This is a genomic window from Cyanobium sp. ULC065, from assembly GCF_977927515.1.
In genome coordinates this window covers 2,217,975-2,239,936 of the sequence record NZ_OZ376393.1, presented here as the reverse complement: position 1 = coordinate 2,239,936, position 21,962 = coordinate 2,217,975, and the positions used below count along the sequence as shown (strand labels likewise).

General features: G+C 67.8%; 21 protein-coding genes. 13 read left to right on the top strand and 8 right to left on the bottom strand.

The genetic code is table 11. The features are described from left to right. Positions 1-19 precede the first annotated feature (19 nt). Complete coding sequence (locus ACXMDP_RS11005; protein WP_259730559.1) at positions 20-1,396, top strand: histidine phosphatase family protein; 1,377 nt, start codon at positions 20-22, stop codon at positions 1,394-1,396. Next, positions 1,396-2,667 (top strand): dihydroorotase, encoded by a 1,272-nt coding sequence (locus ACXMDP_RS11000; protein WP_259730558.1) that lies wholly within the window; start codon positions 1,396-1,398, stop codon positions 2,665-2,667. Before ACXMDP_RS11005 ends, ACXMDP_RS11000 begins: the two co-directional genes overlap by 1 nt. On the opposite strand, the gene lepB is transcribed toward ACXMDP_RS11000, so the two are convergent. After that, entirely contained in the window at positions 2,606-3,436 is an 831-nt protein-coding gene (gene lepB, locus ACXMDP_RS10995) for a signal peptidase I (protein WP_259730557.1), read from the bottom strand. The genes ACXMDP_RS11000 and lepB overlap by 62 nt on opposite strands. A gap of 114 nt (positions 3,437-3,550) precedes the next feature. Between lepB and ACXMDP_RS10990 the strand changes: the two genes are divergently transcribed. Next, positions 3,551-5,065, top strand: coding sequence for a hypothetical protein (locus ACXMDP_RS10990; protein ID WP_259730624.1), 1,515 nt, complete (start codon positions 3,551-3,553; stop codon positions 5,063-5,065). On the opposite strand, the gene ACXMDP_RS10985 is transcribed toward ACXMDP_RS10990, so the two are convergent. Then, positions 5,001-5,378 (bottom strand): Spx/MgsR family RNA polymerase-binding regulatory protein, encoded by a 378-nt coding sequence (locus tag ACXMDP_RS10985; protein WP_259730556.1) that lies wholly within the window; start codon positions 5,376-5,378, stop codon positions 5,001-5,003. The genes ACXMDP_RS10990 and ACXMDP_RS10985 overlap by 65 nt on opposite strands. After that, positions 5,375-5,737, bottom strand: coding sequence for a 2Fe-2S iron-sulfur cluster-binding protein (locus ACXMDP_RS10980; RefSeq protein ID WP_094512953.1), 363 nt, complete (start codon positions 5,735-5,737; stop codon positions 5,375-5,377). The genes ACXMDP_RS10985 and ACXMDP_RS10980 overlap by 4 nt, the downstream gene beginning before the upstream one ends. Positions 5,738-5,908: 171 nt before the next feature. Here ACXMDP_RS10980 and ACXMDP_RS10975 point away from each other — a divergent pair, with 171 nt between their 5' ends. Continuing rightward, entirely contained in the window at positions 5,909-6,607 is a 699-nt protein-coding gene (locus ACXMDP_RS10975) for a class I SAM-dependent methyltransferase (protein ID WP_259730555.1), read from the top strand. Between the two features lie 746 nt (positions 6,608-7,353). Here the strand turns inward: ACXMDP_RS10975 and ACXMDP_RS10970 are convergent. Continuing rightward, positions 7,354-7,866, bottom strand: a complete 513-nt coding sequence (locus tag ACXMDP_RS10970; RefSeq protein ID WP_259730554.1) for a hypothetical protein — start codon at positions 7,864-7,866, stop codon at positions 7,354-7,356. A gap of 153 nt (positions 7,867-8,019) precedes the next feature. On the opposite strand from ACXMDP_RS10970, the gene ACXMDP_RS10965 reads away from it, so the two are divergent. From ACXMDP_RS10965 to ACXMDP_RS10950, 4 genes are all read left to right on the top strand, one after another. Then, positions 8,020-9,840, top strand: a complete 1,821-nt coding sequence (locus ACXMDP_RS10965; RefSeq protein WP_259730553.1) for a proline--tRNA ligase — start codon at positions 8,020-8,022, stop codon at positions 9,838-9,840. Between the two features lie 74 nt (positions 9,841-9,914). Continuing rightward, positions 9,915-10,388 (top strand): photosystem II protein Psb27, encoded by a 474-nt coding sequence (psb27, locus tag ACXMDP_RS10960; RefSeq protein ID WP_259730552.1) that lies wholly within the window; start codon positions 9,915-9,917, stop codon positions 10,386-10,388. Positions 10,389-10,504: 116 nt separating this feature from the next. Then, positions 10,505-11,818, top strand: coding sequence for an adenylosuccinate synthase (locus tag ACXMDP_RS10955; protein WP_094512949.1), 1,314 nt, complete (start codon positions 10,505-10,507; stop codon positions 11,816-11,818). After that, entirely contained in the window at positions 11,818-12,807 is a 990-nt protein-coding gene (locus tag ACXMDP_RS10950; protein ID WP_259730551.1) for an adenosine kinase, read from the top strand. The genes ACXMDP_RS10955 and ACXMDP_RS10950 overlap by 1 nt, the downstream gene beginning before the upstream one ends. On the opposite strand, the gene cutA is transcribed toward ACXMDP_RS10950, so the two are convergent. Both cutA and ACXMDP_RS10940 read right to left on the bottom strand, forming a co-directional pair. Beyond that, a complete protein-coding gene (gene cutA, locus ACXMDP_RS10945) occupies positions 12,721-13,143 on the bottom strand; it encodes a divalent-cation tolerance protein CutA (protein WP_259730550.1) in 423 nt (140 codons plus the stop codon). The two genes, ACXMDP_RS10950 and cutA, sit on opposite strands and share 87 nt — an antisense overlap. 2 nt (positions 13,144-13,145) lie before the next feature. Next, positions 13,146-13,958, bottom strand: coding sequence for a precorrin-6A/cobalt-precorrin-6A reductase (locus ACXMDP_RS10940; RefSeq protein ID WP_259730549.1), 813 nt, complete (start codon positions 13,956-13,958; stop codon positions 13,146-13,148). 41 nt (positions 13,959-13,999) lie between these two features. Here ACXMDP_RS10940 and ACXMDP_RS10935 point away from each other — a divergent pair, with 41 nt between their 5' ends. After that, a complete protein-coding gene (locus tag ACXMDP_RS10935) occupies positions 14,000-14,509 on the top strand; it encodes a single-stranded DNA-binding protein (protein WP_259730548.1) in 510 nt (169 codons plus the stop codon). A gap of 141 nt (positions 14,510-14,650) precedes the next feature. On the opposite strand, the gene ACXMDP_RS10930 is transcribed toward ACXMDP_RS10935, so the two are convergent. Then, entirely contained in the window at positions 14,651-14,920 is a 270-nt protein-coding gene (locus tag ACXMDP_RS10930; protein WP_259730635.1) for a hypothetical protein, read from the bottom strand. A gap of 59 nt (positions 14,921-14,979) precedes the next feature. Between ACXMDP_RS10930 and ACXMDP_RS10925 the strand changes: the two genes are divergently transcribed. From ACXMDP_RS10925 to ACXMDP_RS10915, 3 genes are all read left to right on the top strand, one after another. Beyond that, the gene (locus ACXMDP_RS10925; protein ID WP_259730547.1) at positions 14,980-15,543 is read left to right on the top strand and encodes a DUF2854 domain-containing protein; all 564 of its coding nucleotides are present in this window, start codon (positions 14,980-14,982) and stop codon (positions 15,541-15,543) included. 203 nt (positions 15,544-15,746) lie between these two features. Continuing rightward, the gene (gene argB, locus ACXMDP_RS10920; protein WP_259730546.1) at positions 15,747-16,688 is read left to right on the top strand and encodes an acetylglutamate kinase; all 942 of its coding nucleotides are present in this window, start codon (positions 15,747-15,749) and stop codon (positions 16,686-16,688) included. After that, entirely contained in the window at positions 16,678-17,802 is a 1,125-nt protein-coding gene (locus tag ACXMDP_RS10915) for a DUF3153 domain-containing protein (RefSeq protein WP_259730545.1), read from the top strand. The genes argB and ACXMDP_RS10915 overlap by 11 nt, the downstream gene beginning before the upstream one ends. An 88-nt stretch (positions 17,803-17,890) precedes the next feature. Here ACXMDP_RS10915 and priA read toward each other — a convergent pair whose 3' ends face one another. Further along, complete coding sequence (gene priA / locus ACXMDP_RS10910) at positions 17,891-20,212, bottom strand: replication restart helicase PriA (protein ID WP_259730544.1); 2,322 nt, start codon at positions 20,210-20,212, stop codon at positions 17,891-17,893. Positions 20,213-20,562: 350 nt separating this feature from the next. Between priA and rpoD the strand changes: the two genes are divergently transcribed. Further along, positions 20,563-21,936, top strand: a complete 1,374-nt coding sequence (gene rpoD / locus ACXMDP_RS10905) for an RNA polymerase sigma factor RpoD (protein WP_255139823.1) — start codon at positions 20,563-20,565, stop codon at positions 21,934-21,936. Positions 21,937-21,962 lie beyond the last annotated feature (26 nt).

The window sequence follows — 21,962 nt, the reverse complement described above, 5'->3', positions numbered from 1 at the left end:
CGCTTGCGGCTCCATCCCTGTGCCCCTCCGGCTTCTTCTGGTCCGTCACGGGCTGAGCAGCTTCAACACCGAGCATCGGGTGCAGGGGCGCGACGACCTTTCCACCCTCACGAGCGAAGGCGTTCGTCAGGCCACCGCCACCGGCGAGGCTCTGCGCGGGCTTGACATCGCCGCCGCTTACACCTCGCCGCTCAGCCGCGCCAGCGCCACGGCCGCCGCCCTGCTGGAAGCCCATGGCGGCGGACAGCGCGCCGAGGCGGACAGCGGTCTGCTGGAGGTGGATCTGGGCCCCTGGAGCGGTCTGCTGAGCCGCGAGATCCGCGACCGGTTTCCTGCCGACTACGCGCTCTGGCGCCAGGCCCCCCACACCCTCGAACTGACCCGTCACGGCCAGCCCTACCGGCCGGTACCCGAACTCAGGGACCAGGCCGCCGATTTCCTCGAACGCCTGCTGGAGCGCCATCTGCCGGTGACCGACCCTGCGGCCGAAACGTCTTCGGCTGATGGGCCCGTGTCGGTGCTCGTGGTGGCCCACAACGCCATCCTGCGCTGTCTGCTGCTGGCGGCACTCGGTCTTCCCGCCAGCGACTTTCAGCGGCTGCGCGTGGATAACGCCTCCCTCTCGGTGCTGAATCTGCGCCGACGCCCCGATCACACCGTGGAGGTGCAGATCGAATCGCTCAATGGCACCGCCCATCTGGGTGTGCCGGTGCCACCGAAGGGGGAGGGGCCCCGCCTGCTGCTCGTGCGCCACGGCGAAACCGACTGGAACCGCCAGGGGCGCTTCCAGGGGCAGATCGACATTCCGCTCAACGGCCATGGCCAGGAGCAGGCCGCCGCCGCCGGCCGTTTCCTGGCCGAGCTGCCGATCCAGCGGGCCTACAGCAGTGCCATGGCGCGGCCACGCCAGACCGCCGAAGCGATCCTGGCGCTCCACCCCGGCGTGCCACTCACCAGCCTGCAGGGCCTGGTGGAGATCGGCCATGGCCAGTGGGAGGGCAGGCTGGAGGCGGAGATTGAGGCTGGTTGGCCCCAGCTGCTGGCCGACTGGAAGCGGGCGCCCCACACCGTTCAGATGCCCGATGGGGAGAATCTTCAGCAGGTCTGGGATCGTTCGCTCGACACCTGGGAGCGGATCGCCCGCAGCCTTGCGGACGACGAGACCGCGCTCGTGGTGGCCCACGATGCTGTCAACAAAACCCTGCTCTGCGCCTTGCTCGGGCTCAGCCCCGCCGACATCTGGATGGTCAAGCAGGGCAACGGCGGCGTCACTGTCATCGATTACCCCGCCCGCCAGTTCAGCGGCCCTGTTTCCGCCTGGCCGGTGGTATCCAGCCTCAACCTCACCAGCCACCTCGGTGGTGTGATCGACCGCACGGCTGCCGGTGCGCTCTGATGGCGGCCCGCTTCCTGTCGCAGGTGCAGGTGCTGGCCGGTCCGGATCAGCCCCTGCGCCACCGCGATGTGCTGCTCGATGATGGCGTGCTGATCGGTTTCGATCAGGCCGCCGCCAGCGAGGCCCAGCATCGTGGTCTCGTGCCGCTGGTCGCCCACGACTGGCTGCTGGCCCCGGCCTTGGTGGATCCCCACAGCACCCTGGAGGAGCCCTTCGCTGGTCGGGCGGAAACCCTGGACAGCCTGGTGGCCTCCGCGGCGGCGGCGGGCTATGGCACCGTGGCCTTGCTTCCCCGGGCCGGCAGTTGGCGGGACCGTCCGGAGCGGCTGCAGTTGCAGGCCCCAGACCCCTTTCTCCTGCCGCTCTGGGGGGCGTTCAGCCGCGGAGGACGCGGCCAGGAGCTGGCGCCCCATGGTGATCTGGCGGCGGTCGGCGCCATCGGCCTGGCCGAAGACGGCGCCCTGCCGCCCCTGGCGTTGCTGGAGCGCGGGCTGCGGCTGGCGGAGGCGGGGCCTCTGCCCGTGTTGCTTTCACCCCGCGACCCTGACCTCACCCTCGGCGGTTTCGTGCGGGAGAGCGTGGAGGCGCTCCGGGCTGGTTGGCCGCCGGATCCCGTGTTCAGCGAAACGCTGCCGTTGCAGAGCCTGCTGCAGCTGGCCCGCGCCCTGCCCGATGCTCCGCTGCGGCTGGCGAATCTCTCCACCGCTGCGGGGGTGGCCCTGTTGCGCAGCTCCGGGCTGCCGCTGCAGGCGAGCGTCTGCTGGTGGCACCTGGTGGCGGACAGCGGCAGCCTTGATCCGGTGGCAGAAGGCTGGCGCCTTGAACCCTCGCTGGGCAGCCCGGAGGATCGCCACGCCTTGATCCAGGCCCTTGCCGACGGGGTGCTCACAGCGGTGGCAGTGCATCACCTGCCGCTTGATGCCGAAGAACGCCTGCTGCCGCTCGATCAGCGCCGCCCCGGGCTGGCTGGTCACCGCCATGTGCTGCCTGCCCTGTGGCAGGAGCTGGTGGTGCAGCAGGGTTGGGCGCCTGCTGCGCTTTGGCAGCGTCTCTGCTGGGGCCCCGCCAGGTTGCTGGGGCTGGACGAAGAAAGGCTGGAGCCCGGTTCACGCCGCTGGTTGCTGTTCGATCCCGCCGCCGCTTCAACCCTGGAGGCAGGCGATCCCTATGCGTCGCGTGGGGCAAACCAGCCCTTCGAGGGTGAAACGGTTACCGGGCGGGTGCTGGCGGTGGGGGTGCTGCCGGAGCTGTGGCGGGGGCCTCAGGAATGAGCAGTGGCGGAACCGCTGATTCACCACTGGCCTTGTCGTTTTCGCCGAGCTCACCCAGGCGATCCAGCGGCCAGAACCGGTAGAAGGCCCGGCCGATCACCTCTTTCTGGGGCAGGAAGGGGGAGCCGGGCCAGAAGCGTCCATCCCAGCTGTTGGCGCGGTTGTCGCCCAGCACCAGCACCGAACCGGCCGGTACCACGGTGTTGATGGTGCGGCAGGGCCCCGCGCCCTGGCTGTCGACGGGGCAGTAATTCTTGACGTACGGCTCATTGAGCAGCTTGCCGTTGATGCTCACCCGCCCGCGAGGATCCACGGCCACGCGCTCGCCAGGCAGGGCCACGACGCGCTTGATGTAGGCATCGCAGGCGGGCTCCTGAAGGCCGGGCAGGGAACCCACGAGCGGAATGTTCACCAGCAGGCAGCGCAGCGGACCACTGTTGCGATCCTTTCGCAGAGCCGGATCGAAATGGAAGGGGGAGTTGAACACCAGGATTTCGCCCCGCCGTGGCTCACGGTTCCGCAGCGACAGCTTCTCCACCAGCAGCCGGTCGTTGATCTGCAGCCCCGGCAGCATCGAGCCGGAGGGGATGAAGCGGGCCTCCATCAGAAACTGGCGGATGCCCAGCGCCACCAGCAGGGTGATCAGGACGCTGCGCCAGAAGGCCCAGGCGCTCTCGGTTTCACCACCGCGAGGGCCCTTCGGCGAAGGGGACGGCTGCTGGGGGTTCGCGGGTGCTTCTGGCGGCCTTGGCAGATCCTCAGTGGTCAAGAGAGTTCGGGCAGCGGAGGGAGAGCGCCGGAGGCGCGAAGTGGCCGACTTGAAACCTTAAGCGCCCAGCCATGTTCCCTCGCGTTCCTACCCTGACCGAACCGCTCGGTGCTCATGGTCCGCCCCCGCTGGCATGCGATCCGGCCTTTTGCCAGCAATGCGTTGGCGCGCCGCTGGGACCGTTTCGTGGCGATCTGGGCCAGCTTCAATCTGCTGTGGGTCTGCTTCGACCTCACCTACGTGCCGCTGCGCACCTTCTGGCTGCAGCGGAACCTCTATCCGCTGCCCTCGCTGCCGGTGGTCCTGCCGCTGCCGTTGCTGCCCGACATCACCCCCCTCTACGACCCGGTGAAGGGCATCGAACCGCACCGGGAAACCCAGGCCTACCTGGCCGCGTTCGAGCAGCTCGATCGTGCCCTTTCCGCGGGTGAGAGCGCGCCGGAGCTGCGTCGTCGGCAGGTGGAGCTCACCCAGCAGATGATCGACGACAACCCGTTCCTGGCTTCGGTGGGGGCGGGCACGCTGGAGAAGATCAAGAACCGCCTGCGCCAGCAGGGTGACCTGGATTCCGCCAAAGGCTCTGCCGAGAGGCTGCTGAGCGATGCATGGCTGCGCCAGCACCCCTGGGAAACGGAGCGCCGCTTCTGGCAGCAGCAGGTGCTGCCGCTGGTGTCCACCAACTACTGGCGATCGATCGATGAGAACGGCCGCCCCACCGACCACTTCTGGCGACTGGATCTGCTGGCGTTCCAGAGCGTCTTTCTGCTTGATATTCTCTTGCGCGCCGCCCGGCTGCGGCGGCGCATCCCCGGGCTGAGCTGGGGGGGAGCGCTGCTGCGCCGCTGGACCGATCTGCCACTGCTGCTCCCCTTCTGGCGCTGGCTGCGCCTGGTTCCCGTGGTGGAGCGGCTGCAGGTGAGCGGCCTCGTCAACTTCGAGCCGCTGCGCGCGGTGGTGAGCCGGGGAGTGGTGTCGCTGCTGGCCGTGGAGTTGTTCGAGGTGCTGGCCCTGCAGCTGGTGGATGGGGCTCAGGGACTGATCCGTTCCCCCCACTGGCCCCGGCGGATCCGGGCCCTGCGCAGCCACCAGACCGTGACGATCAACGAGGAGCGTGAGCTGGTGGAGCTGTTGCGCATCTGGGGCCCCCTGTTGCTCAACGACGTGATGCCGCGGCTGGCGCCGGAACTGCGAGCCCTGCTGAGCCACATCCTTCAGCAGAGCCTGCAGCAGACCGTGCTGCCTCAGGCGCTGCGCCAGCTTCAGCCGCTGCTGCAGGTGGAGCAGGAGCTCGCCCGCCAGCTGTCCTCCGGCATGGTGGACAGCCTCCTGGAGCTGTCCCGCAATGCCGGCCGGCGGCTGGAGTACCCGGACGACCGCCAGATCGACCTGATGCAGCGCTCTCTCGACCGTTTCTGGGAAGAGCTGGCCGGCAGCCTCGAATCGGGCCCAGCCGTGACGCGCAGTCAGCACCTGTTGTGCTCGCTGCTTGAGGAACTCAAGCTCACCTATCTGGGCCAGATCAACCGCAGCGGTATCGATGCCCTGATCCGCGAGCTCGATCAGCTCACGGTGCCGCCGGTGCCTCCGGTCGAAGCAGCGTCTGCCACTGCTGGGGATCAAAGCCCGTGAGCACGGTGCCGCTGGCGCTGATCAGGAAGGGCCGCTTGATCAGCTTCCCGTCAGAGGCCAGTGCGGCCAACGCGGCTTCGTCGTCCATGGCTTTCACCACGGAGGAGCCCATGGCGCGGTAGCTGACGCCGCTGGTGTTGAACAAGCGGCGGCGTTCGAGCTGGGCGAGGGCCCGGCGCAACTCTTCCAGGGACGGCGGATGAAGGGTGATGTCAATCACCTCGGCGTCGAGGCCCTGCTCCTGCAGCCAGCGCAGGGCTTTTCTGCAGGTGGAGCAGGCGGCGTAGCTGTAGACCCTCAGGCCCACGCTCACTTCATGCCGACGAGGGCCTTGAGCGCACCAACCAGACTGTTGGAGCCCTTGCCGACGGCGGCATCCGGACGGGTGCGGATGGTGACATCCCCCGTGACGCTGGTGCGGCAGCTCAGGCGGTAGTTGGCCGGACGATCGGAGAGGTACACCTGTTCGACGTCGCTGCGGGGGGAGAGGTTGCGCTCGCCCTCCAGCACCTCGACGACGCAGGTGCCGCACTGGCCCAGGCCACCGCAGTTGTTGAGGTTGTTCAACCCTTTGTACGGGTTGATGCCAGCGTCGAGTGCCGCCTTGCGGAGGTTCGCCCCCTCGATGCAACCGACGTTCTGGCCTTCGTTTTCGAACCGGATCGTGGGCACGGCAGGGAGGGAGTCTGGGCGCCGACCAACCTACCTGCAGGCGGTGGCCCTTGCCCGTGAATGCAACGCTTGTTGGCCCATTTCCCAGGCTCGGCGTCGCTGTCGCGGGATTGCCAACGGGCTGCCCAGCCGGCGGTGCCGCCTAGCATCGCTGACAACGGATCCTGGGCCTTGGCGTCAGCTGAAGTTTCTCCTCTGATCGATCCGCTCGAACCCGAGGGTTACGACCTGGTGGTGCAGCGGTTGATCCCGGGCTACGCCAGCCTGGCGCGCTTGGCTGTGGCCTTGCTCGCCGCTTCCCCGCTCGCCGCTCCTGAGGGCGCCGAGGTGCTGGTGGCCGGATGCGGCACGGGGGCTGAGCTGGTGGAAGCCGTTGCCCAACGCCCCGATTGGCAACTCACTGCGATCGACCCTTCAGCGGCCATGCTCGCCGCCGCAAGGCAGCGCCTCGGCGAGGCTGCCCCGATCCGCTGGCTGCAAACCACGGCAGAGGCGCTCACCACCGAGCAGGGGTTCGCCGGCGCTCTTTCCGTGCTCGTGCTCCAGTCGCTCCCAGACGACGGCACCAAGCTGGCGTTCCTGAGTGCCTTGGCCCGCTGTCTGCGGCCTGGCGGCCAACTGGTGCTGGTGGATCTGATGCGGCCGGCCCTGCCGCTCCTCCAGGAGCAGATCACCGAGGCCTGGCTCGGCTTTCAGAGGGTGAGCGGCCTCGAACTGGATGCCGACCGGATCGCCCCCCTCACCCAGGGCCTCCATCCGATCGGCGATGCCCGCCTCACGGCATTGGTGAATGCCGCAGGCTTCGGCGACCCTGCACGCATCTTTCAGGCCCTCGACTACGAAGGCTTTCTGCTCCAGCGCGTGGCCTGAGAGCAGACACTGCAGACCCCCTGTGCACCGCCTGTGAGCGTCGTCATTGGGCAGCACGTGCGGCGTTGCCATCGCACAACTTGCCACTGGACTTGGCTTTGCCTGTGGGAACGTTCAGGAAGTGAGCAAGCAGCTGGCGACTCTTCCCAGGTGGAACACCCAGCTGAAGCACCATGGTGAGCAAGCTCAGCGACGGGCTGTTCAGCGCTGAACCTTTCGGGGCAGGCTCAATGGACCGATGCCCGAGGAAGGCGGCTGGGCCTGATTGTGGTGCAGGGGCGGTGGTGCGCTTGGCAGACGGCTCAGGCGGGGCAGGACGGCAGGCCGGGATCCCATCACCGAGATCAACGGAATGAACACGGCCATCAGGCCGATCAAGCCGCCCGCAACGGCCGAGCTGGAAAACAGGAGGGAATCCGTACTGAATGGGTCCTCGCCAGGGTCGGCGTCGGATTCAGTGAGCGTGGAAGGGAGGTCTTCGGCTGGAAATCGAGACTGGGCGGAGTCCATGGACGGGGATTGAGGGACACCCCCCGAGCTCAGGATTTCGGCACGAAAGGCCGAAACGCCGTGGGGCCCGGGTGGCAGATCCAGAGCAGGAACAGCGCTGCTGGGGCAGGTCTGTAACGTCTGCTGCGAAAATGGTGGAGTTCATCCACCATTTCGGCATTGATCTTGGCTCAATTATGCCATCTTTTCGTTTTGCTTGCCGTGCGTCGTGTGGAACGCCTGTCAGGAGGCAGCGATCAGGCTGCCGGCCGTGACTGCTCAATGTGCTCCCGTTTGCTGTTCAGGTCGGTGGGAGCACGTTCCATGCCCTGAAGTAGGCGCCGGATCCCCTGCAGTTCGTCAAGGATGGATCCCAGCAATTGCTGGGTGATGGTGGAAGGGGCGTTGAGAACTTCCACCGTGACTTCCTTGATGCGAAGCACGTCACGGGCGAACCTGGCCACTTCGTTGGGGTGAAACAGCAGCGCTTCCTTCTGATCGGTGCGGTATTCGGGGTTGAGGCGCCGTGGGTTGAAGGGAGGATTGAGATTGCGCGGTTCGGTGTTGGTGTAGCGATACACCGAGGCGCGCGAGCGGTTCAGAGCCCGCTGCACCTCATCGATGGTGATCAGGCCTTCAGGGGGTACGTCGGCACTGAAGGACGGGGCGCCAGGGGGCGTGGAGTCTTGAGCGTGTGGGGGTACCGCAGGGGAACCAGGGCCAGGGCCGGCCACCCCACCCCCGAAAGCGCCCTTCGGATGTGTGGACATGAGACAAACCTTGGACTACTGGGACTCAAAACTGAATGTAGCAGAAATCGCCGCGGCGTTTGGGTTCCCGCCGAGCCTTTCGCCGTCGTTCTTGCCGCTCGCCCCTGCCGAGGGGCTCGGTGATAGCGTCCAGCCCCTGCTCCGGTTCGCTCGATGCGTGTCTCCCGCCTGATGCTGGTGACGCTTCGCGACGATCCTGCGGAGGCGGAGATTCCCTCCCATCGGCTGCTGCTGCGTGCTGGTTACATCCGCCGCATCGGTTCCGGGATCTACGCCTACCTGCCCTTGCTGTGGCGTGTGCTGCAGAAGGTGTCGGCCATTGTGCGAGAAGAGATGAACGCCACTGGGGCGCTGGAAACCCTGCTCCCCCAGCTGCAGCCCAGCGAGCTCTGGGAACGCAGCGGCCGCTGGCAGGGCTACACCGCTGGGGAGGGCATCATGTTCCACCTGCTCGACCGCCAGGACCGTTCGCTTGGCCTGGGCCCCACCCACGAGGAAGTGATCACGGCTCTGGCGGCGGATCTGTTGCGTTCCTACCGACAGTTGCCGGTTTGTCTGTATCAGATTCAGACGAAATTCCGCGATGAGATCAGGCCCCGTTTCGGGCTGATGCGTGGCAGGGAATTCATCATGAAGGACGCTTATTCCTTCCACGCCGATGAGCAGGATCTCAAAGCGGCTTACGGCGTGATGGATCAGGCCTACCGACGCATCTTCGAGCGTTGCGGCTTGCGTGCCGTGGCGGTGGAGGCCGACAGCGGTGCCATCGGTGGTTCCGCCAGCCAGGAGTTCATGGTCACCGCCGATGCCGGCGAAGATCTGATCCTCGCCAGCCCCGATGGCCGTTACGCCGCCAACCAGGAGCGCGCCTGCTCCCGGGTGGAGCCGTCGGTGCCACTGGCACCGACGGCTCCACCCACCCTGTTGGCCACCCCCGCTCAGCGCTCGATCGAGGCGCTCTGCCGTGCCCATGGGTTCGATCCTTCCCAAACCGTGAAGGTGCTGGTGCTGCTCGCCCGCTTTGCCAGCGGTGGGCCCCTGCCCGTGCTGGTGAGCCTGCGTGGCGACCAGACCCTCAATCCTGTGAAGCTCTCCAACGCGGTTTCCGCCCGCTGCGCCGAAGCTGGCGCCTTGCTTAGCCTCGAGCCGATCACGCCTGAGCAAGTGCTGGGGGAAGGGCTTGAGCCCTGGCCGCTGGGGTTCCTGGGCCCGCACCTGCCTGATGCGCTGCTGCAAGGGGCTGCGAGCTGGCAGCAGCGCTTCCTGCGGCTGGCCGATCCGTCGGCCGCCGATCTCGGCGCTTTTGTCTGCGGCGCCAACAGCCTCGACCATCACCTGGTGGGAGCCTGCTGGGGCGAGGCCATCCCCACGCCCGACACTGCGGATCTGCGCGCCGCCCAGCCGGGTGACCGTTGTCTGCACGACTCCGAGCAGCGTCTGGAAGCCAGCCGTGGCATCGAGGTGGGGCACATCTTCCAGCTGGGCCGCAAGTATTCCAGCGCCCTCGATGCCTGCTTCACCAATGAGGCCGGAGTGGAGGAGCCGCTGTGGATGGGTTGCTACGGCATCGGTGTGTCCCGGCTGGCCCAGGCGGCGGTGGAGCAGCACCACGACGCCAACGGCATTTGCTGGCCGCTACCGATCGCGCCCTACGAAGTGATCGTGGTGGTGGCGAACATGCAGGAGTCTGTGCAGGTGGAACTGGCCGAGCGACTCGATGCAGCCCTGGAGGCCGGCGGGATCGAGGTATTGCTCGATGACCGCCCCGAGCGCGCGGGTGTGAAGTTCAAGGACGCCGACCTGATCGGCATTCCCTGGCGGGTGGTGGTGGGGCGCGGGGCCGCCCAGGGCCAGGTGGAGCTGGTGGAGCGCCGCAGCGGCGAACGGCAGGAGCTGGCCGCCGCTGACCTGCCCGCCCAGCTGATCGCAGTGGTGGAAGCGGGCCGCCTCGGCAGAGGCGCCCCCTCCTGCTGAGCGCTGGGGGCCTGAGTGCGGGGGGAACTCGCTGGCACGGCTTATAGAGTTTCCCGATTCAATCAGGAGCACCGATGGCCGCGCACCCCTGGCGTTTCGAAGCAGGCCAAGGCGCCTTCCGGCCCTTGTTGCTCGCCGTCCAACGTCTCGGCCGCCGGCTGATGGCGTCGGCCCTGATGGTCGCGCTGTGCCTCTCCCTCACGCTCACGGCCTGCGGCAGTGCCACCGGCAACCTCAGCGGCGTCTACGTGGACGACACCGTGACCGTGGCCCAGAGCCTGCTGAGCACCATCGCCCTGGAGCAGGACGACCCCGCCCGCAGCGCGGCCGAGACCGACGCCCGCGCCCTGATCACCGACTACATGGCGCTTTACCGCCCCCGGGCGAACGTGAACGGCCTGCCCTCCTTCACCACCATGCAGACCGCCGTCAATTCGCTGGCGGGCCACTACACCAACTACGCCAACCGCCCGCTGCCCGACGCGTTGCGCGCCCGGCTGGAAAAGGAGCTCAAGAAGGCTGAAACCAACGCCGTGCGCGGCGCCTGAAGCCCGGACCACCCCCGGCGGGATCACGGATGCCGCTGGGGGGTTTACGAAGGGGCAGCTGATCTGAGAGGCTCTCTGTTTGTGCTTAGAAGCGGCTTCGGGCCGCTGTTTCCTTCTTGGCCAATGTCGTCGTCATCGGTGCTCAATGGGGTGACGAAGGCAAGGGAAAGATCACCGATCTGCTCAGCCGCTCCGCCGATGTGGTGGTGCGGTATCAGGGGGGTGTGAACGCCGGTCACACGATCGTCGTTGACGACAAGGTGCTCAAACTGCACCTCATTCCTTCCGGCATTCTTTATCCCGACACCACGTGCCTGATCGGCTCCGGCACGGTGGTCGACCCGAAGGTCATGCTCGGTGAGCTCGACATGCTCGCCACGTTCGGCATCGACATCTCCGGCCTGAAGCTCGCCTCCACGGCCCACGTGACCATGCCTTACCACCGCCTGCTGGATCAGGCGATGGAGCAGCGCCGCGGCGATCGCCGCATCGGCACCACCGGTCGGGGCATCGGCCCCACCTATGCCGACAAATCGGAGCGCAACGGCATCCGGGTGCTCGACCTGCTCGACGTGGACCGGTTGCGGGATCGCCTGTTGGCCCCTCTGGCCGAAAAGAACCTGATCCTGGAGCGCATCTACGACCTGCCGCCGCTCGATCCCGAGGAGGTGATCCTTGAGTACGCCGCCTATGGCCAGCGGCTGGCGCCCCACGTTGTCGACTGCACCCGCACGATCCACGAGGCCGCCCGTGCCCGCAAGAACATCCTGTTCGAGGGGGCCCAAGGCACCCTGCTCGACCTTGATCACGGCACCTACCCCTACGTCACCTCGTCCAATCCGGTGTCCGGTGGCGCCTGCATTGGCGCAGGGGTGGGCCCCACGTTGATCGACCGTGTGATCGGTGTGGCCAAGGCCTACACCACCCGCGTGGGCGAAGGGCCTTTCCCCACCGAGCTCGAAGGCAGCCTCAACGATCACCTCTGCGATCGCGGCCATGAATTCGGTACCACCACCGGCCGGCGCCGCCGTTGTGGCTGGTTCGATGGCGTGATCGGCCGCTATGCCGTTCAGGTGAACGGCCTCGATTGCCTGGCGATCACCAAGCTTGATGTGCTCGATGAGCTCGACGAGATCCAGGTGTGCGTGGCCTATGAGCTCAACGGCGAGCGCATCGACCACTTCCCGAGCAGTGCCGAGGATTTCGCCCGCTGTCAGCCGATCTTCGAAACGCTGCCCGGCTGGCAAAGCTCCACCGCTGACTGCCGCCAGCTTGAGGAGCTGCCGGACACGGCAATGGCTTATCTCCGCTTCCTCGCCGAGCTGATGGAGGTGCCGATCGCCATCGTGTCCCTCGGGGCTCAACGCGACCAGACGATCGTCGTGGAGGATCCGATCCACGGTCCCAAGCGGGCCCTGTTGAGCGCGTGATGCCCAAACAATTTGATGTCGTCGGCATCGGCAACGCCATCGTGGATGTGCTGGTGCAGGCGGACGATGCCTTCATTGCTGCCCATGGCCTCACCAAAGGCACCATGGCGCTGGTGGATGAAGCTCAGGCCGATCGCCTCTACGCCGCCTCTGGCCCTGGCCTTGAAACCTCAGGCGGATCCGCAGCCAACACCTTGGCGGGCATCGCCCAGCTGGGCGGCCGCGCCGGTTTCATCGGTCGTGTCCGCGACGATCAGCTGGGCGGGATCTTCGCCCACGACATTCGTTCTGTGGGAGCTCACTTCCAGACGCCCCCCACCACGTCCGGTCCCTCCACGGCCCGCTGTCTGATCCTGGTTACCCCCGACGCCCAGCGCACGATGTGCACCTATCTGGGCGCCTCGGTGACGCTCGATCCCGCCGACCTCGACCTGGAGCTGGTGGGGCAGGCGAAGGTGCTCTACCTGGAGGGCTATCTCTGGGATTCCGAGCCGGCCAAGCGGGCCTTCATCGCCGCTGCCGAGGTGGTGCGCGCCCATGGTGGTGAGGTGGCCCTCAGCCTCTCCGACGGTTTCTGTGTGGAGCGCCACCGCGCCAGCTTCCTCGAACTGGTGGATGGCCACGTGGATCTGCTCTTCGCCAACGAGCTGGAGATCTGCTCCCTCTATGCCACCGACAGCTTTGAGGAGGCGTTGGACCGGGTGCGTGGTTGCTGCAAGGTGGCCGCGCTCACCCGCAGCGAAAAGGGATCGCTGGTGCTGGCCGGAGGGACCAGTCACACGATTGCGGCGTATCAGCTGGGTCCCCTGGTGGACACCACCGGCGCCGGCGACCTCTACGCGGCCGGCTTCCTGCACGGCTACACCCAGGGCCAGAGCCTTGAGGACTGCGGTCGATTGGGTTCACTCTGCGCCGGCCTGGTGGTCACCCAGCTGGGACCCCGACCCCAGGCCTCCCTGCAGGATCTGGTGCGGCTGCATCTGGGCTGAGCCGGCCAGCTCATCCTGCAGCCACAGGCCATAGGCGCCTTCAGTCTGGGCCGGCCAGTGGATCCACTCCGGCGTGTCATAGCTGTGCAATGCGTGCAGGCGCCGCCTCAACGCCTCCAGCTGGGTGGTGCTGGTTTTGATCAGCAGCTGCACTTCCGTGCTGCGCTCCATCCTTCCTTGCCAGTGATAGAGCGAGGTGATCGGCAGCAGGCTGACGCAGACCGCCAGCCGCTCCTCCAGCAGGGCCTGCGCCAGCCGCTCAGCATGGGCGGCGTCCGCCTCGGTGGTGAGCACCAGTGTGAGCGCCGTGGCAGGGTCGTTGGAAGGCGGTGGCATGGCTAGAGCCAGCGGGGGGGCGGGCCCAGCTTCTCCAGCAGCTCTTCCAGCGGCAAGCCTTCCACCCCTGGGGGTTCGGCGGGGCGCGCCAGCAACAGCAGCTGCAGATCCCTGGCGGCACAGAGCTGTTGCCAGCCGCGCTCCGTGTGCCCACCCGACTGCCGGCAGAGCACCGCGCTGATCTGCCATTGCCGCAGCAGCGCCTGCTCGATGCCGAGGGCCGCCCCCCCCAGTGGGCCGCCCGCCGGCCGCAGGCAGGCCAGGTGGGCATCCGGCAGCCCCGCTGCCCGCGCCTGCTGCAGACTCGCGGGTGTGGGCAGCACCCGTGCGAAGAGCTCCACCCCGCTGGCATGGGCAGCGGCGGTGGCCAGATGGCGAGCACCGATCGCGAGCAGCAGCCGTTGGCCACGCAGATCTTCCTTCCCCAGGGCCTGCAGATCGCTCAACAGGGTCTGCCGCGGGGCGAGGTGCGGCTCCAGCGGCCGCAGCAGCCGCAGCAGCGGTTGCCCCAGCGGCTGGCAGGTCGTCGCCAGCTGAGCGCTGATCTGCACCGCAAAGGGATGGCTGGCGTCGATCACCCATTGGTAGGGGCGCCGCTGGAGGCGCGCCGCCTCCAGGTGCCGCTGGATGCCGGCGCTGCCCTGCATCGCGCCCACCTCCAGCTGCAGCCGGGGGTGGGGGGAGTAAGCGCGCCCCGCCGTTTGGCTCACCACGGAGACGGTCAGCTCCCAGCCGTTCGCCAGCAGCGCCGCCGCGAGCCAGGGACCTTCACCGGTGCCGCTGACCAGCCACAGGCGCCCGCTGGTGCATTTCACGGCCGTGCATCAGGATGTGGCCCGCCGGTGCGGACGGAGAGATGAATCACTGCTTGCTGGAGGGGGTGGTGCTGGAGGCGCCCCAGGTGCGCTACACCCAGGACAACCAGACGCCGGTGGCGGAGATGGCCGTGCAGATCGACGGGTTGCGCCCGGATGACCCGCCCGGCCAGGTGAAGGTGGTGGGCTTCGGCAATCTGGCGCAGGACCTGCAGAACCGCGTTCAGGTGGGCCAGCGCTTGGTGCTGGAAGGGCGCCTGCGCATGAACACTGTGAACCGCCCGGATGGCACCAAGGAGAAGCGGGCCGAGTTCACCCTCTCCCGGCTCCATCCCCTCGGCGGAGCTGTGGTCAGTGCTGGCGGAAGCGCCGACCCATCCAGGGCGCCGGCGCCAGCTCCTGCGCCGATGGGGGCCTCACGGGCCGCCGCTCCTGTGCGCCAGCCGGTGCGGCAGAACCCGCCACCTGCCGCTCCCGCCCCGGCCACACCCACCTGGAATTCCGCTCCTCTCGTGCCTGACACCCAGGAGGAAGACGACATCCCGTTCTGATCAGGAGAGAGGGCACGCGTGAACCAACCTGCGCGCGTGACTGAAGCAAGCGGGCGTGCCCTGCTGAACGAATGGGCCGGATGCGCTCGGATGAGGGGGTTGGCGGCCAAACGGCCGTTGCCACTCCCACCACCGGACGTTTCAGTCGGTCTGCAGCTTCTCGCGGGCCTGGTCGAGCATCTGGCCCAGTTCGCGCTCCAGGGCTGCCAGATCGAGGCGCAGCTCACTCCAGCGGCCCGCATCGATCTGACGCAGCAGCCAGAGCCGGTCTTCGGTGAGCTGATCGAGCAGCACCCGGTTGCTCGGTGCCTGTGCGGCTCCAGTGGGGTTGGATGAGGCTGCCGCCTGGCCGGCATCAACGTGGGCGGCTACCGCAGGGTCGAGGCCGTCGGCAGGCGGCGACAGGGACATGGAGGCGGATCGCTGGCGTTGCCTCTCCATCCTGCACGGCTTTGCTGGAGGATGGGTCCATGCAAGCCCTCACCTCCCCCGGCAGCCTGCTCACGATTCTCGGAGCGGTGCTCACCGTGATCGGTTCGATCGCGTACGTCACCGATAGCCCGAACATCAGCCTGGCCGGTGTCTTCTATGGCATCCCTCTGTTGTTGGGTGGCCTGGCGCTGAAATCCTCGGAGTTGCCGCCTGCCGAACGGCTCACCCCCCCGGCCACCTATCAACGTCTGCGGGAGGAGACGGCCAGCGAGCCGCTGCGAAAAGTGCTCAAGGACGTGACCCGTTGGCGCTACGGCCAGAAGGCCCACCTGGAATCCTCCCTCGAAGCCCTCAAACTCTGGGACGAGGACAGCCCGCCCGAACTGGTGAGCGTGGCTGAGCTGGAGCAGGGCGGTGCTTATGGCCTGATCCTGCGCTTCCGTCTCAACGGCGTGAGCCTGGAGCGTTGGCAGGCACGCCAGGAGCGCCTTGGTCGTTTCTTCGGCCCAGGCCTCACGGCCGAGTTGCGGCCGCTCGATGCCTCGCTCCTGGAGCTGGCGCTGCTCCCCACGGCGGCTGTCAGCCCCGAGCCTGTGCCCTGAGCGCGGCATCGGCGGCGATCTCCGCACCTCCCCAGGGCCTCCGACGGCTCTGAACCCGTGGCGTACCACCGCCCGGGCACAGCTCGGTACCAGCCCATCCCGGCCACGGACCCGTCCACTCCAGTCCAGCCCGGTACCCGCCAGCGCCGTCGATCCCGGCCCGCTTTCCTCAGTCTCTCCACCCACCATCACCCCGAAGTCCATTGAGCCAGGACCCCTTGATCAGCGCCGAGGACAGCCTGCGGGTCTCCGTCCTCAGCGAGGCCCTTCCCTACATCCAGCGCTTCGCCGGCCGCCGGGTGGTCGTCAAGTACGGCGGTGCGGCCATGGCCCACAAGTCGCTGCAGGAGGCGGTGTTCCGCGATCTGGCCCTGCTCGCCTGTGTGGGGGTGCGGCCGGTGGTGGTACACGGCGGCGGCCCGGAAATCAACGAGTGGTTGACCCGGCTGGCGATCAAGCCCACGTTCCGTGACGGCCTGCGCGTCACCGATGCCGACACCATGGATGTGGTGGAGATGGTCCTGGTGGGCCGTGTGAACAAGCAGATCGTCAATGGACTCAACCGCCTGGGCGGCAGGGCCGTGGGGCTCTCCGGCAGTGACGGGAGGCTGGTGGAGGCCCGCGCCTGGGGCGGTGGCTCCCACGGACTGGTGGGGGATGTGGCCGCCGTGAACCCCGCCGTGCTCGCTCCCCTGCTTGACGCGGGCTACATCCCGGTGATCTCCAGTGTGGCCGCCAATGCCGAAGGCCAGGCCCACAACATCAACGCCGACACGGTGGCGGGTGAGTTGGCCGCTGCCCTGCAGGCCGAAAAGCTGATCCTGCTCACCGACACCCCCGGCATCCTCACCGACCGCGACGATCCCAGCTCGCTGTTGCGCCATCTGACCCTGGCCCAGGCCCGCGAGCTGATTGCCAGCGGCGTGGTGGCCGGTGGCATGACCCCCAAGACCGAATGCTGCATCCGCGCCCTGGCCCAGGGGGTGGGGGCAGCTCACATCGTTGATGGTCGCGTCCCCCATGCCCTGCTGCTGGAGGTGTTCACCGATGCCGGCATCGGCACGATGGTGGTCGGTCGCTGCCAGCCGGATGCCGTTGCCGCCTCGCCCGTCCGTCGCTCCGGCTTGCCTGGCCATGGAGGATGAGTCCTTGCTCAGCGCGCGCCGCGCTCTCGAGCGGGGCGACTACGGCCAGTGTCTGCGATTGCTTCAACCCCTGGCCGACCAGCACCCACCCAGTTCCCCGTTCGGCGGTCAGCTGAGGCTGTTGATGGTCACCGCCTGGATCGGCCAGGGTGACACCGCCGCTGCTCAGGCCTGCTGCCGCAGCCTGCGCGCCAGCACCGATCCTGAACTGCGCCTGCAGGCCAGGGATCTGCAGATGATTCTCGATGCCCCGGCGCTGCAGCGTCCGGCCAATTGGTCCCTCACCCTGCCGAGCCTGGGTGGGGCCGAACCCCTGGAAGCCCGGCTCAAGTCAGCCAGCCGCTGGATGCCGCGCCGCGATGGGCCGCCTGAGCCGCCGCCGCCACCGGTGGGCCCCACGCGCCAGCCCCTTGGTTTCGCCGTTGTCGCCCTGGTGCTGCTGCTGGTGCTCACCCTGCTGAGCGGATGCCTGCGGGTGGACACGGAGCTGCAGTTTCCGGGCCCGGGGCGGCTGCAGCTCACCCAGGTCTGGAGCAGCGACACCGGCCGCCAGCTCCCCTGGCAGCAACGCTTCGCCACGGCCGTGGCGGAGGCCGATCCAGGTGCCCGCCTGAGCCTCAAGGGAGACGGCCCCCGCCAGGTGCTGCGCAGCCCCTCCCTCCCGGCGGTGGAGATTCAGGCCCTGCTGGCACGCACCACGACCCTGGCCGCTGAACGGATCGGTGTGGAGCTGCCCCCGCCCCGCCTCGAACTGAGCGAGCGGAACTGGCTGCTGGGGGTGCGCCAGCACCTGTGGCTGGAGCTCGATCTTCAGCCCCTTGACGCCGTTCCGGGCCTCGATCTCCAGATGGTGCTCCGTCCGGTTTCTCTCGGCGCCGTGCGGCAGGCCGCCCCCCGGCCGGCCGCTCGCGAAGGAACCGGTGTGCGCTGGCCCCTTGCCACCGGCGCCGCCAATCGGCTGGAGCTGCTCACCTGGCGCTGGAGCAGGCTGGGTCTGGGTGGGATGGTGATCCTGCTGCTGCTCTGTGCCGCCCTCGCCCTGCAGCGGTTGCGCTGGTCATCGGGGTTCGGCTGGCCCGAGCTGCCCGTTCCCCAGGACGCCGACGGGGCCTGATCAACGCCGCCTTTCCAGGTGCGCCGGTGCAGAGGTTCTGTTGCAGAGTGACTGGGAGCGGCTTGCCTGCCCCGAGAGGCCCTGCCGCTCAGAGCTCCATCGGATCGGGATCGATGCTGAGCGTCACCCGGCCGTCGAGGCCCTGGCGCAGCGCCTGCTCCTCGGCCAGGGGCAACGGGGTGCCGGCCGGCCCGTGCAGCAGCAGTTGCCAGCGGTGCCGACCGGCCACCCGCGCCACCGGTGCTGGTGCCGGCCCGATCAGCTCCCAGCCTGCCGCCTCCACCGCCGGGCGCACCCGCTCCGCCAGCGCGGCGGCGGTGGTGGCGGTGGCGCTGGCGGAGTCACCGGCGAAGCGCAGCAGACAGGCACGGCTGAAGGGCACCAACCGGGCCTGACGGCGGAGCCGCAGCTCCTCGTCCAGGAAGCGCTCGTAGTGGCCATCGATCAGGTGACAGATCACCGGATGGTCAGGGCTGTAGGTCTGCACCAGCACGGATCCCGGCCGTTCGCCCCGACCGGCCCGGCCGGCGAGCTGCAGCAGCAGCTGCAGGCACTGTTCCGCGGCGCGCAGATCGGGCCGGTGCAGCAGACCATCAGCCGCCAGCACCGCCGCCAGCGTCACCCGGGGCAGGTCCATGCCCTTCGCCAGCATCTGGGTGCCCACCAGCACGTCAGCGTCTCCGGCGGCGAAGGCAGCCAGCAGACGCCGGTGGCCGTCACGGCCGCGGGTGGTGTCGCGGTCGAAGCGGAGCACCCGCAGCCCTTCCAGCTCCTTCTCCAGCTGCTCGATCACTCGCTGGGTGCCGGCGCCGAAGGGTTTGAAGGCGGTGGAACCGCAGTGGCCGCAGCGCTCGGTGATCTCCTGGCGGTGGTCACACCAGTGGCAGCGCAGCCAGGCACGGCCCTCACGCTGGCGGTGCACGGTGAGTGCCACATCGCAGTGGGGGCACTGCACGACTTCACCGCAGCTGCGGCAGCTGAGGAAGCTGCTGTAGCCCCGCCGCGGCACCAGCACCACCGCCTGCTCGCCACGCTCCTGCACCTGCTCCAGCCGCTCCATCAGGGCCCGGCTGATCAGGCGCCGGTGGCCATCGGCCAGCTCCATCCGCATGTCCACCACGCTCACCGACGGGGTCTGGGCGCCGCCGATGCGCTCAGGCAGCCGCAGCAGGGTGGTGGCTGGGCGCCTGCCGACGTCGCCGTGGCCAAGGCTGGACGCTTGGCAGGCCAGCCAGGTTTCCAGGGAGGGGGTGGCGCTGCCCAGCAGCAGGCGGCCGCTGTTCCGGCAGCGGATCCGCGCCACTTCGCGGCAGTGGTAACAGGGCATGGGAGCGTCCTGTTTGTACGAGGTGTCGTGTTCCTCGTCCAGCACGATCAGACCGAGCGGCTGCAGCGGCAGGAACACGGCGGAGCGGGTGCCCACCACCAGCAACGGCTGGCCTTGCCGGGCCGCCAGGCAGCGGCGCCACACATGGACCCGCCCGGCGTCGCTGACGCCGCTGTGGTATTCGAGAACGTCGTCGCCGAAACGGGCATGGCAGCGATCCAGCAGCTGAGGGATCAGGCCGATCTCAGGGGTGAGCAGCAGCACGCTTTCACCGGCCGCCAGCGCGGCGGCGGCGGCCTGGAGATACACCTCGGTTTTGCCCGAGCCGGTCACGCCCCAGAGCAGCAGCTCACTGCCCGGCGGCGAGGCCAGGATCGCCTCCAGGGCCTGCTGCTGGGCTGTGGTGAGCGACCGTGGCGTGCTGTGGTCGCCGCCGGGCAGGCCATGGGCCCGAGCAGCCGTCTCCGGGCCCGGCAGACGGGCTGTGAGGCACACCCCGCCCCCACGGCGCAGCCCCTCCACCACCGAACGGCTGAAGCCCCATCCGCCACAGACATCGCGCAGCCAGGCCCCGCCCCCGCACTGGTGCAGGGCCTCCAGCAACTGCTGCTGACGTGGACTGGCCGCTGCCGCGTCCGCCGTCGCGCTCACCCACTGGAGCGGGCGCGGCCCGGCCGGCTGGGATGGGCGCCACTGGCCAAGCCAGCCCGACGGCAGCGCTGATTTGAGCGTTTTGAACACCGTGGTGTGGCATTGATGGGCCACCTCCTGTAACAACTCCTGCCAGAGGGGATCCACGGCGGCGCGCTGATGCACGGCGGTGATCGCCAGCAGCCGCACCGCCTGCAGATCGGGCGGAAGGGCCTTGAGCGCCTCCACCACCAGTCCCACATGGGGCCGTCCACGCAGTGGCACCCGCACCAGATCGCCGGCGGCGATCTCAAGATGCTGGGGATTGGCATAGGTGAAGATGCGGCCTTCCCGACCGGCTTCCACCCAGACCTGCCAGCAGATCACTGCCGTGGAGGGTGGGGCGGGTGCATCGGCCACGACGAGCTGCTGCGTTTGCCTTGCAAACACCATGGGTGTTTCTTAAGGTGATCAGGTTGAGCAGTCCAAACGGCTGCTGTCGGAACCAGGCAGAGTTCCGTCCAGAGGGAAGATCTGAAGCCAGCCATACGGATTTTTCTCCGCAGGGCTGCTGGGTCTGCGACCACCCCTGACAGCCCTGCTCTGGCCTTCGCGCCGCCGTTGTCGTTTCCGGTCTGGTTCCATCTCGTTAGGGCGCTCGATTTCCCATCGTGCCTGGCACTTCGGCGAATGCCGCGGGGCCTCGGCACGTTGGTTGACGTCGATGCCATCACGCCAACGGGGCGACCTCTCCAGAACGCTTCTCCCAGCCTTCGTTTTCAACCCGTTTCGCCCTTCCCCCTATGAGCCCAGCTGCTGCGGCCAAGCCCAAGATTCCTGCTGCCACAATCCTTGCTGTGTCCTCGCCCAACGGTGAGGAAACGTTGATCCAGCCCAAACCCGCGAAGGCTGTCAAGAGCAGGTCCAAGCCCGCTGCTGCCGCAGCCTCTGCCGAAGGTGAAGCGACAGCCACCACCAAGGCGGCGGCCGAAGCCAAGCCCAAGGCCACCCGCACCCGCAAGCCGGCGGCGGCCAAAGCCGCCAAGGTGGCAGCGGCTCCTGTCAAGGACGCTGAGGCCGTGGACGCCGTTGATGACGTCGAGTCGCTCGACCTTGATGGCATCGCCGACGAGCTGCTCGCCCAGGCCGACGACAGCACCAAGGCCAAGAAGGAGGCCAAGGCGGCTTCCGCCAAGGCTCTGGCCAGCATCAAGGTGGGCCCGAAAGGGGTGTACACCGAGGATTCGATCCGGGTTTACCTCCAGGAGATCGGCCGCATCCGCCTGCTGCGCCCCGATGAAGAGATTGAGCTGGCCCGCAAGATCGCCGACCTTCTCCACCTCGAGGAGCTTGCCGCCCAGTTCGAGCAGGACAACGGCCACTACCCCGACACCAAGGAGTGGGCGGTGCTGGTGGACATGCCGCTGGTGAAGTTCCGCCGCCGCCTGATGCTCGGCCGCCGCGCCAAGGAAAAGATGGTGCAGTCGAACCTGCGCCTGGTGGTGTCGATCGCCAAGAAGTACATGAACCGCGGCCTTTCCTTTCAGGATCTGATCCAGGAAGGCAGCCTCGGCCTGATCCGTGCCGCTGAGAAGTTCGATCACGAAAAGGGCTACAAGTTCTCCACCTACGCCACCTGGTGGATTCGTCAGGCGATCACCCGCGCCATCGCCGATCAGAGCCGCACCATCCGCTTGCCTGTTCACCTCTACGAAACGATTTCCCGCATCAAGAAAACCACCAAGGTGCTCAGCCAGGAATTCGGCCGCAAACCTACCGAAGAGGAGATTGCGGAGAGCATGGAGATGACGATCGAGAAACTGCGTTTCATCGCCAAATCCGCCCAGTTGCCTATCTCCCTGGAAACTCCGATCGGCAAGGAGGAGGATTCCCGCCTTGGCGATTTCATCGAGGCGGATATCGAGAATCCCGAGCAGGATGTGGCCAAGAATCTGCTGCGAGAGGATCTCGAAGGTGTGCTTGCCACCCTCAGCCCGAGGGAGCGCGATGTGTTGCGCCTGCGCTACGGCCTTGACGATGGCCGGATGAAAACCCTTGAGGAGATCGGTCAGATCTTTGACGTGACCCGCGAGCGCATTCGCCAGATTGAAGCCAAGGCGCTGCGCAAACTGCGGCACCCCAATCGCAACGGGGTGCTGAAGGAGTACATCAAGTAACCTCCAATCGTCAGCGTTCCCTCCGT

Bases quoted from the DNA above. Each gene is read 5' to 3' on its own strand.
- ACXMDP_RS11000 (WP_259730558.1), top strand. From the start codon at position 1,396: ATGGCGGCCCGCTTCCTGTCGCAGGTGCAGGTGCTGGCCGGTCCGGAT.
- ACXMDP_RS10965 (WP_259730553.1), top strand. From the start codon at position 8,020: ATGCGTGTCTCCCGCCTGATGCTGGTGACGCTTCGCGACGATCCTGCG.
- ACXMDP_RS10930 (WP_259730635.1), bottom strand. From the start codon at position 14,920: ATGTCCCTGTCGCCGCCTGCCGACGGCCTCGACCCTGCGGTAGCCGCC.
- ACXMDP_RS10990 (WP_259730624.1), top strand. From the start codon at position 3,551: ATGGTCCGCCCCCGCTGGCATGCGATCCGGCCTTTTGCCAGCAATGCG.
- ACXMDP_RS10950 (WP_259730551.1), top strand. From the start codon at position 11,818: ATGCCCAAACAATTTGATGTCGTCGGCATCGGCAACGCCATCGTGGAT.
- psb27 (WP_259730552.1), top strand. From the start codon at position 9,915: ATGGCCGCGCACCCCTGGCGTTTCGAAGCAGGCCAAGGCGCCTTCCGG.
- priA (WP_259730544.1), bottom strand. From the start codon at position 20,212: ATGGTGTTTGCAAGGCAAACGCAGCAGCTCGTCGTGGCCGATGCACCC.
- cutA (WP_259730550.1), bottom strand. From the start codon at position 13,143: ATGCCACCGCCTTCCAACGACCCTGCCACGGCGCTCACACTGGTGCTC.
- rpoD (WP_255139823.1), top strand. From the start codon at position 20,563: ATGAGCCCAGCTGCTGCGGCCAAGCCCAAGATTCCTGCTGCCACAATC.
- ACXMDP_RS10970 (WP_259730554.1), bottom strand. From the start codon at position 7,866: ATGTCCACACATCCGAAGGGCGCTTTCGGGGGTGGGGTGGCCGGCCCT.
- ACXMDP_RS10915 (WP_259730545.1), top strand. From the start codon at position 16,678: ATGGAGGATGAGTCCTTGCTCAGCGCGCGCCGCGCTCTCGAGCGGGGC.
- ACXMDP_RS10925 (WP_259730547.1), top strand. From the start codon at position 14,980: ATGCAAGCCCTCACCTCCCCCGGCAGCCTGCTCACGATTCTCGGAGCG.
- ACXMDP_RS10935 (WP_259730548.1), top strand. From the start codon at position 14,000: ATGAATCACTGCTTGCTGGAGGGGGTGGTGCTGGAGGCGCCCCAGGTG.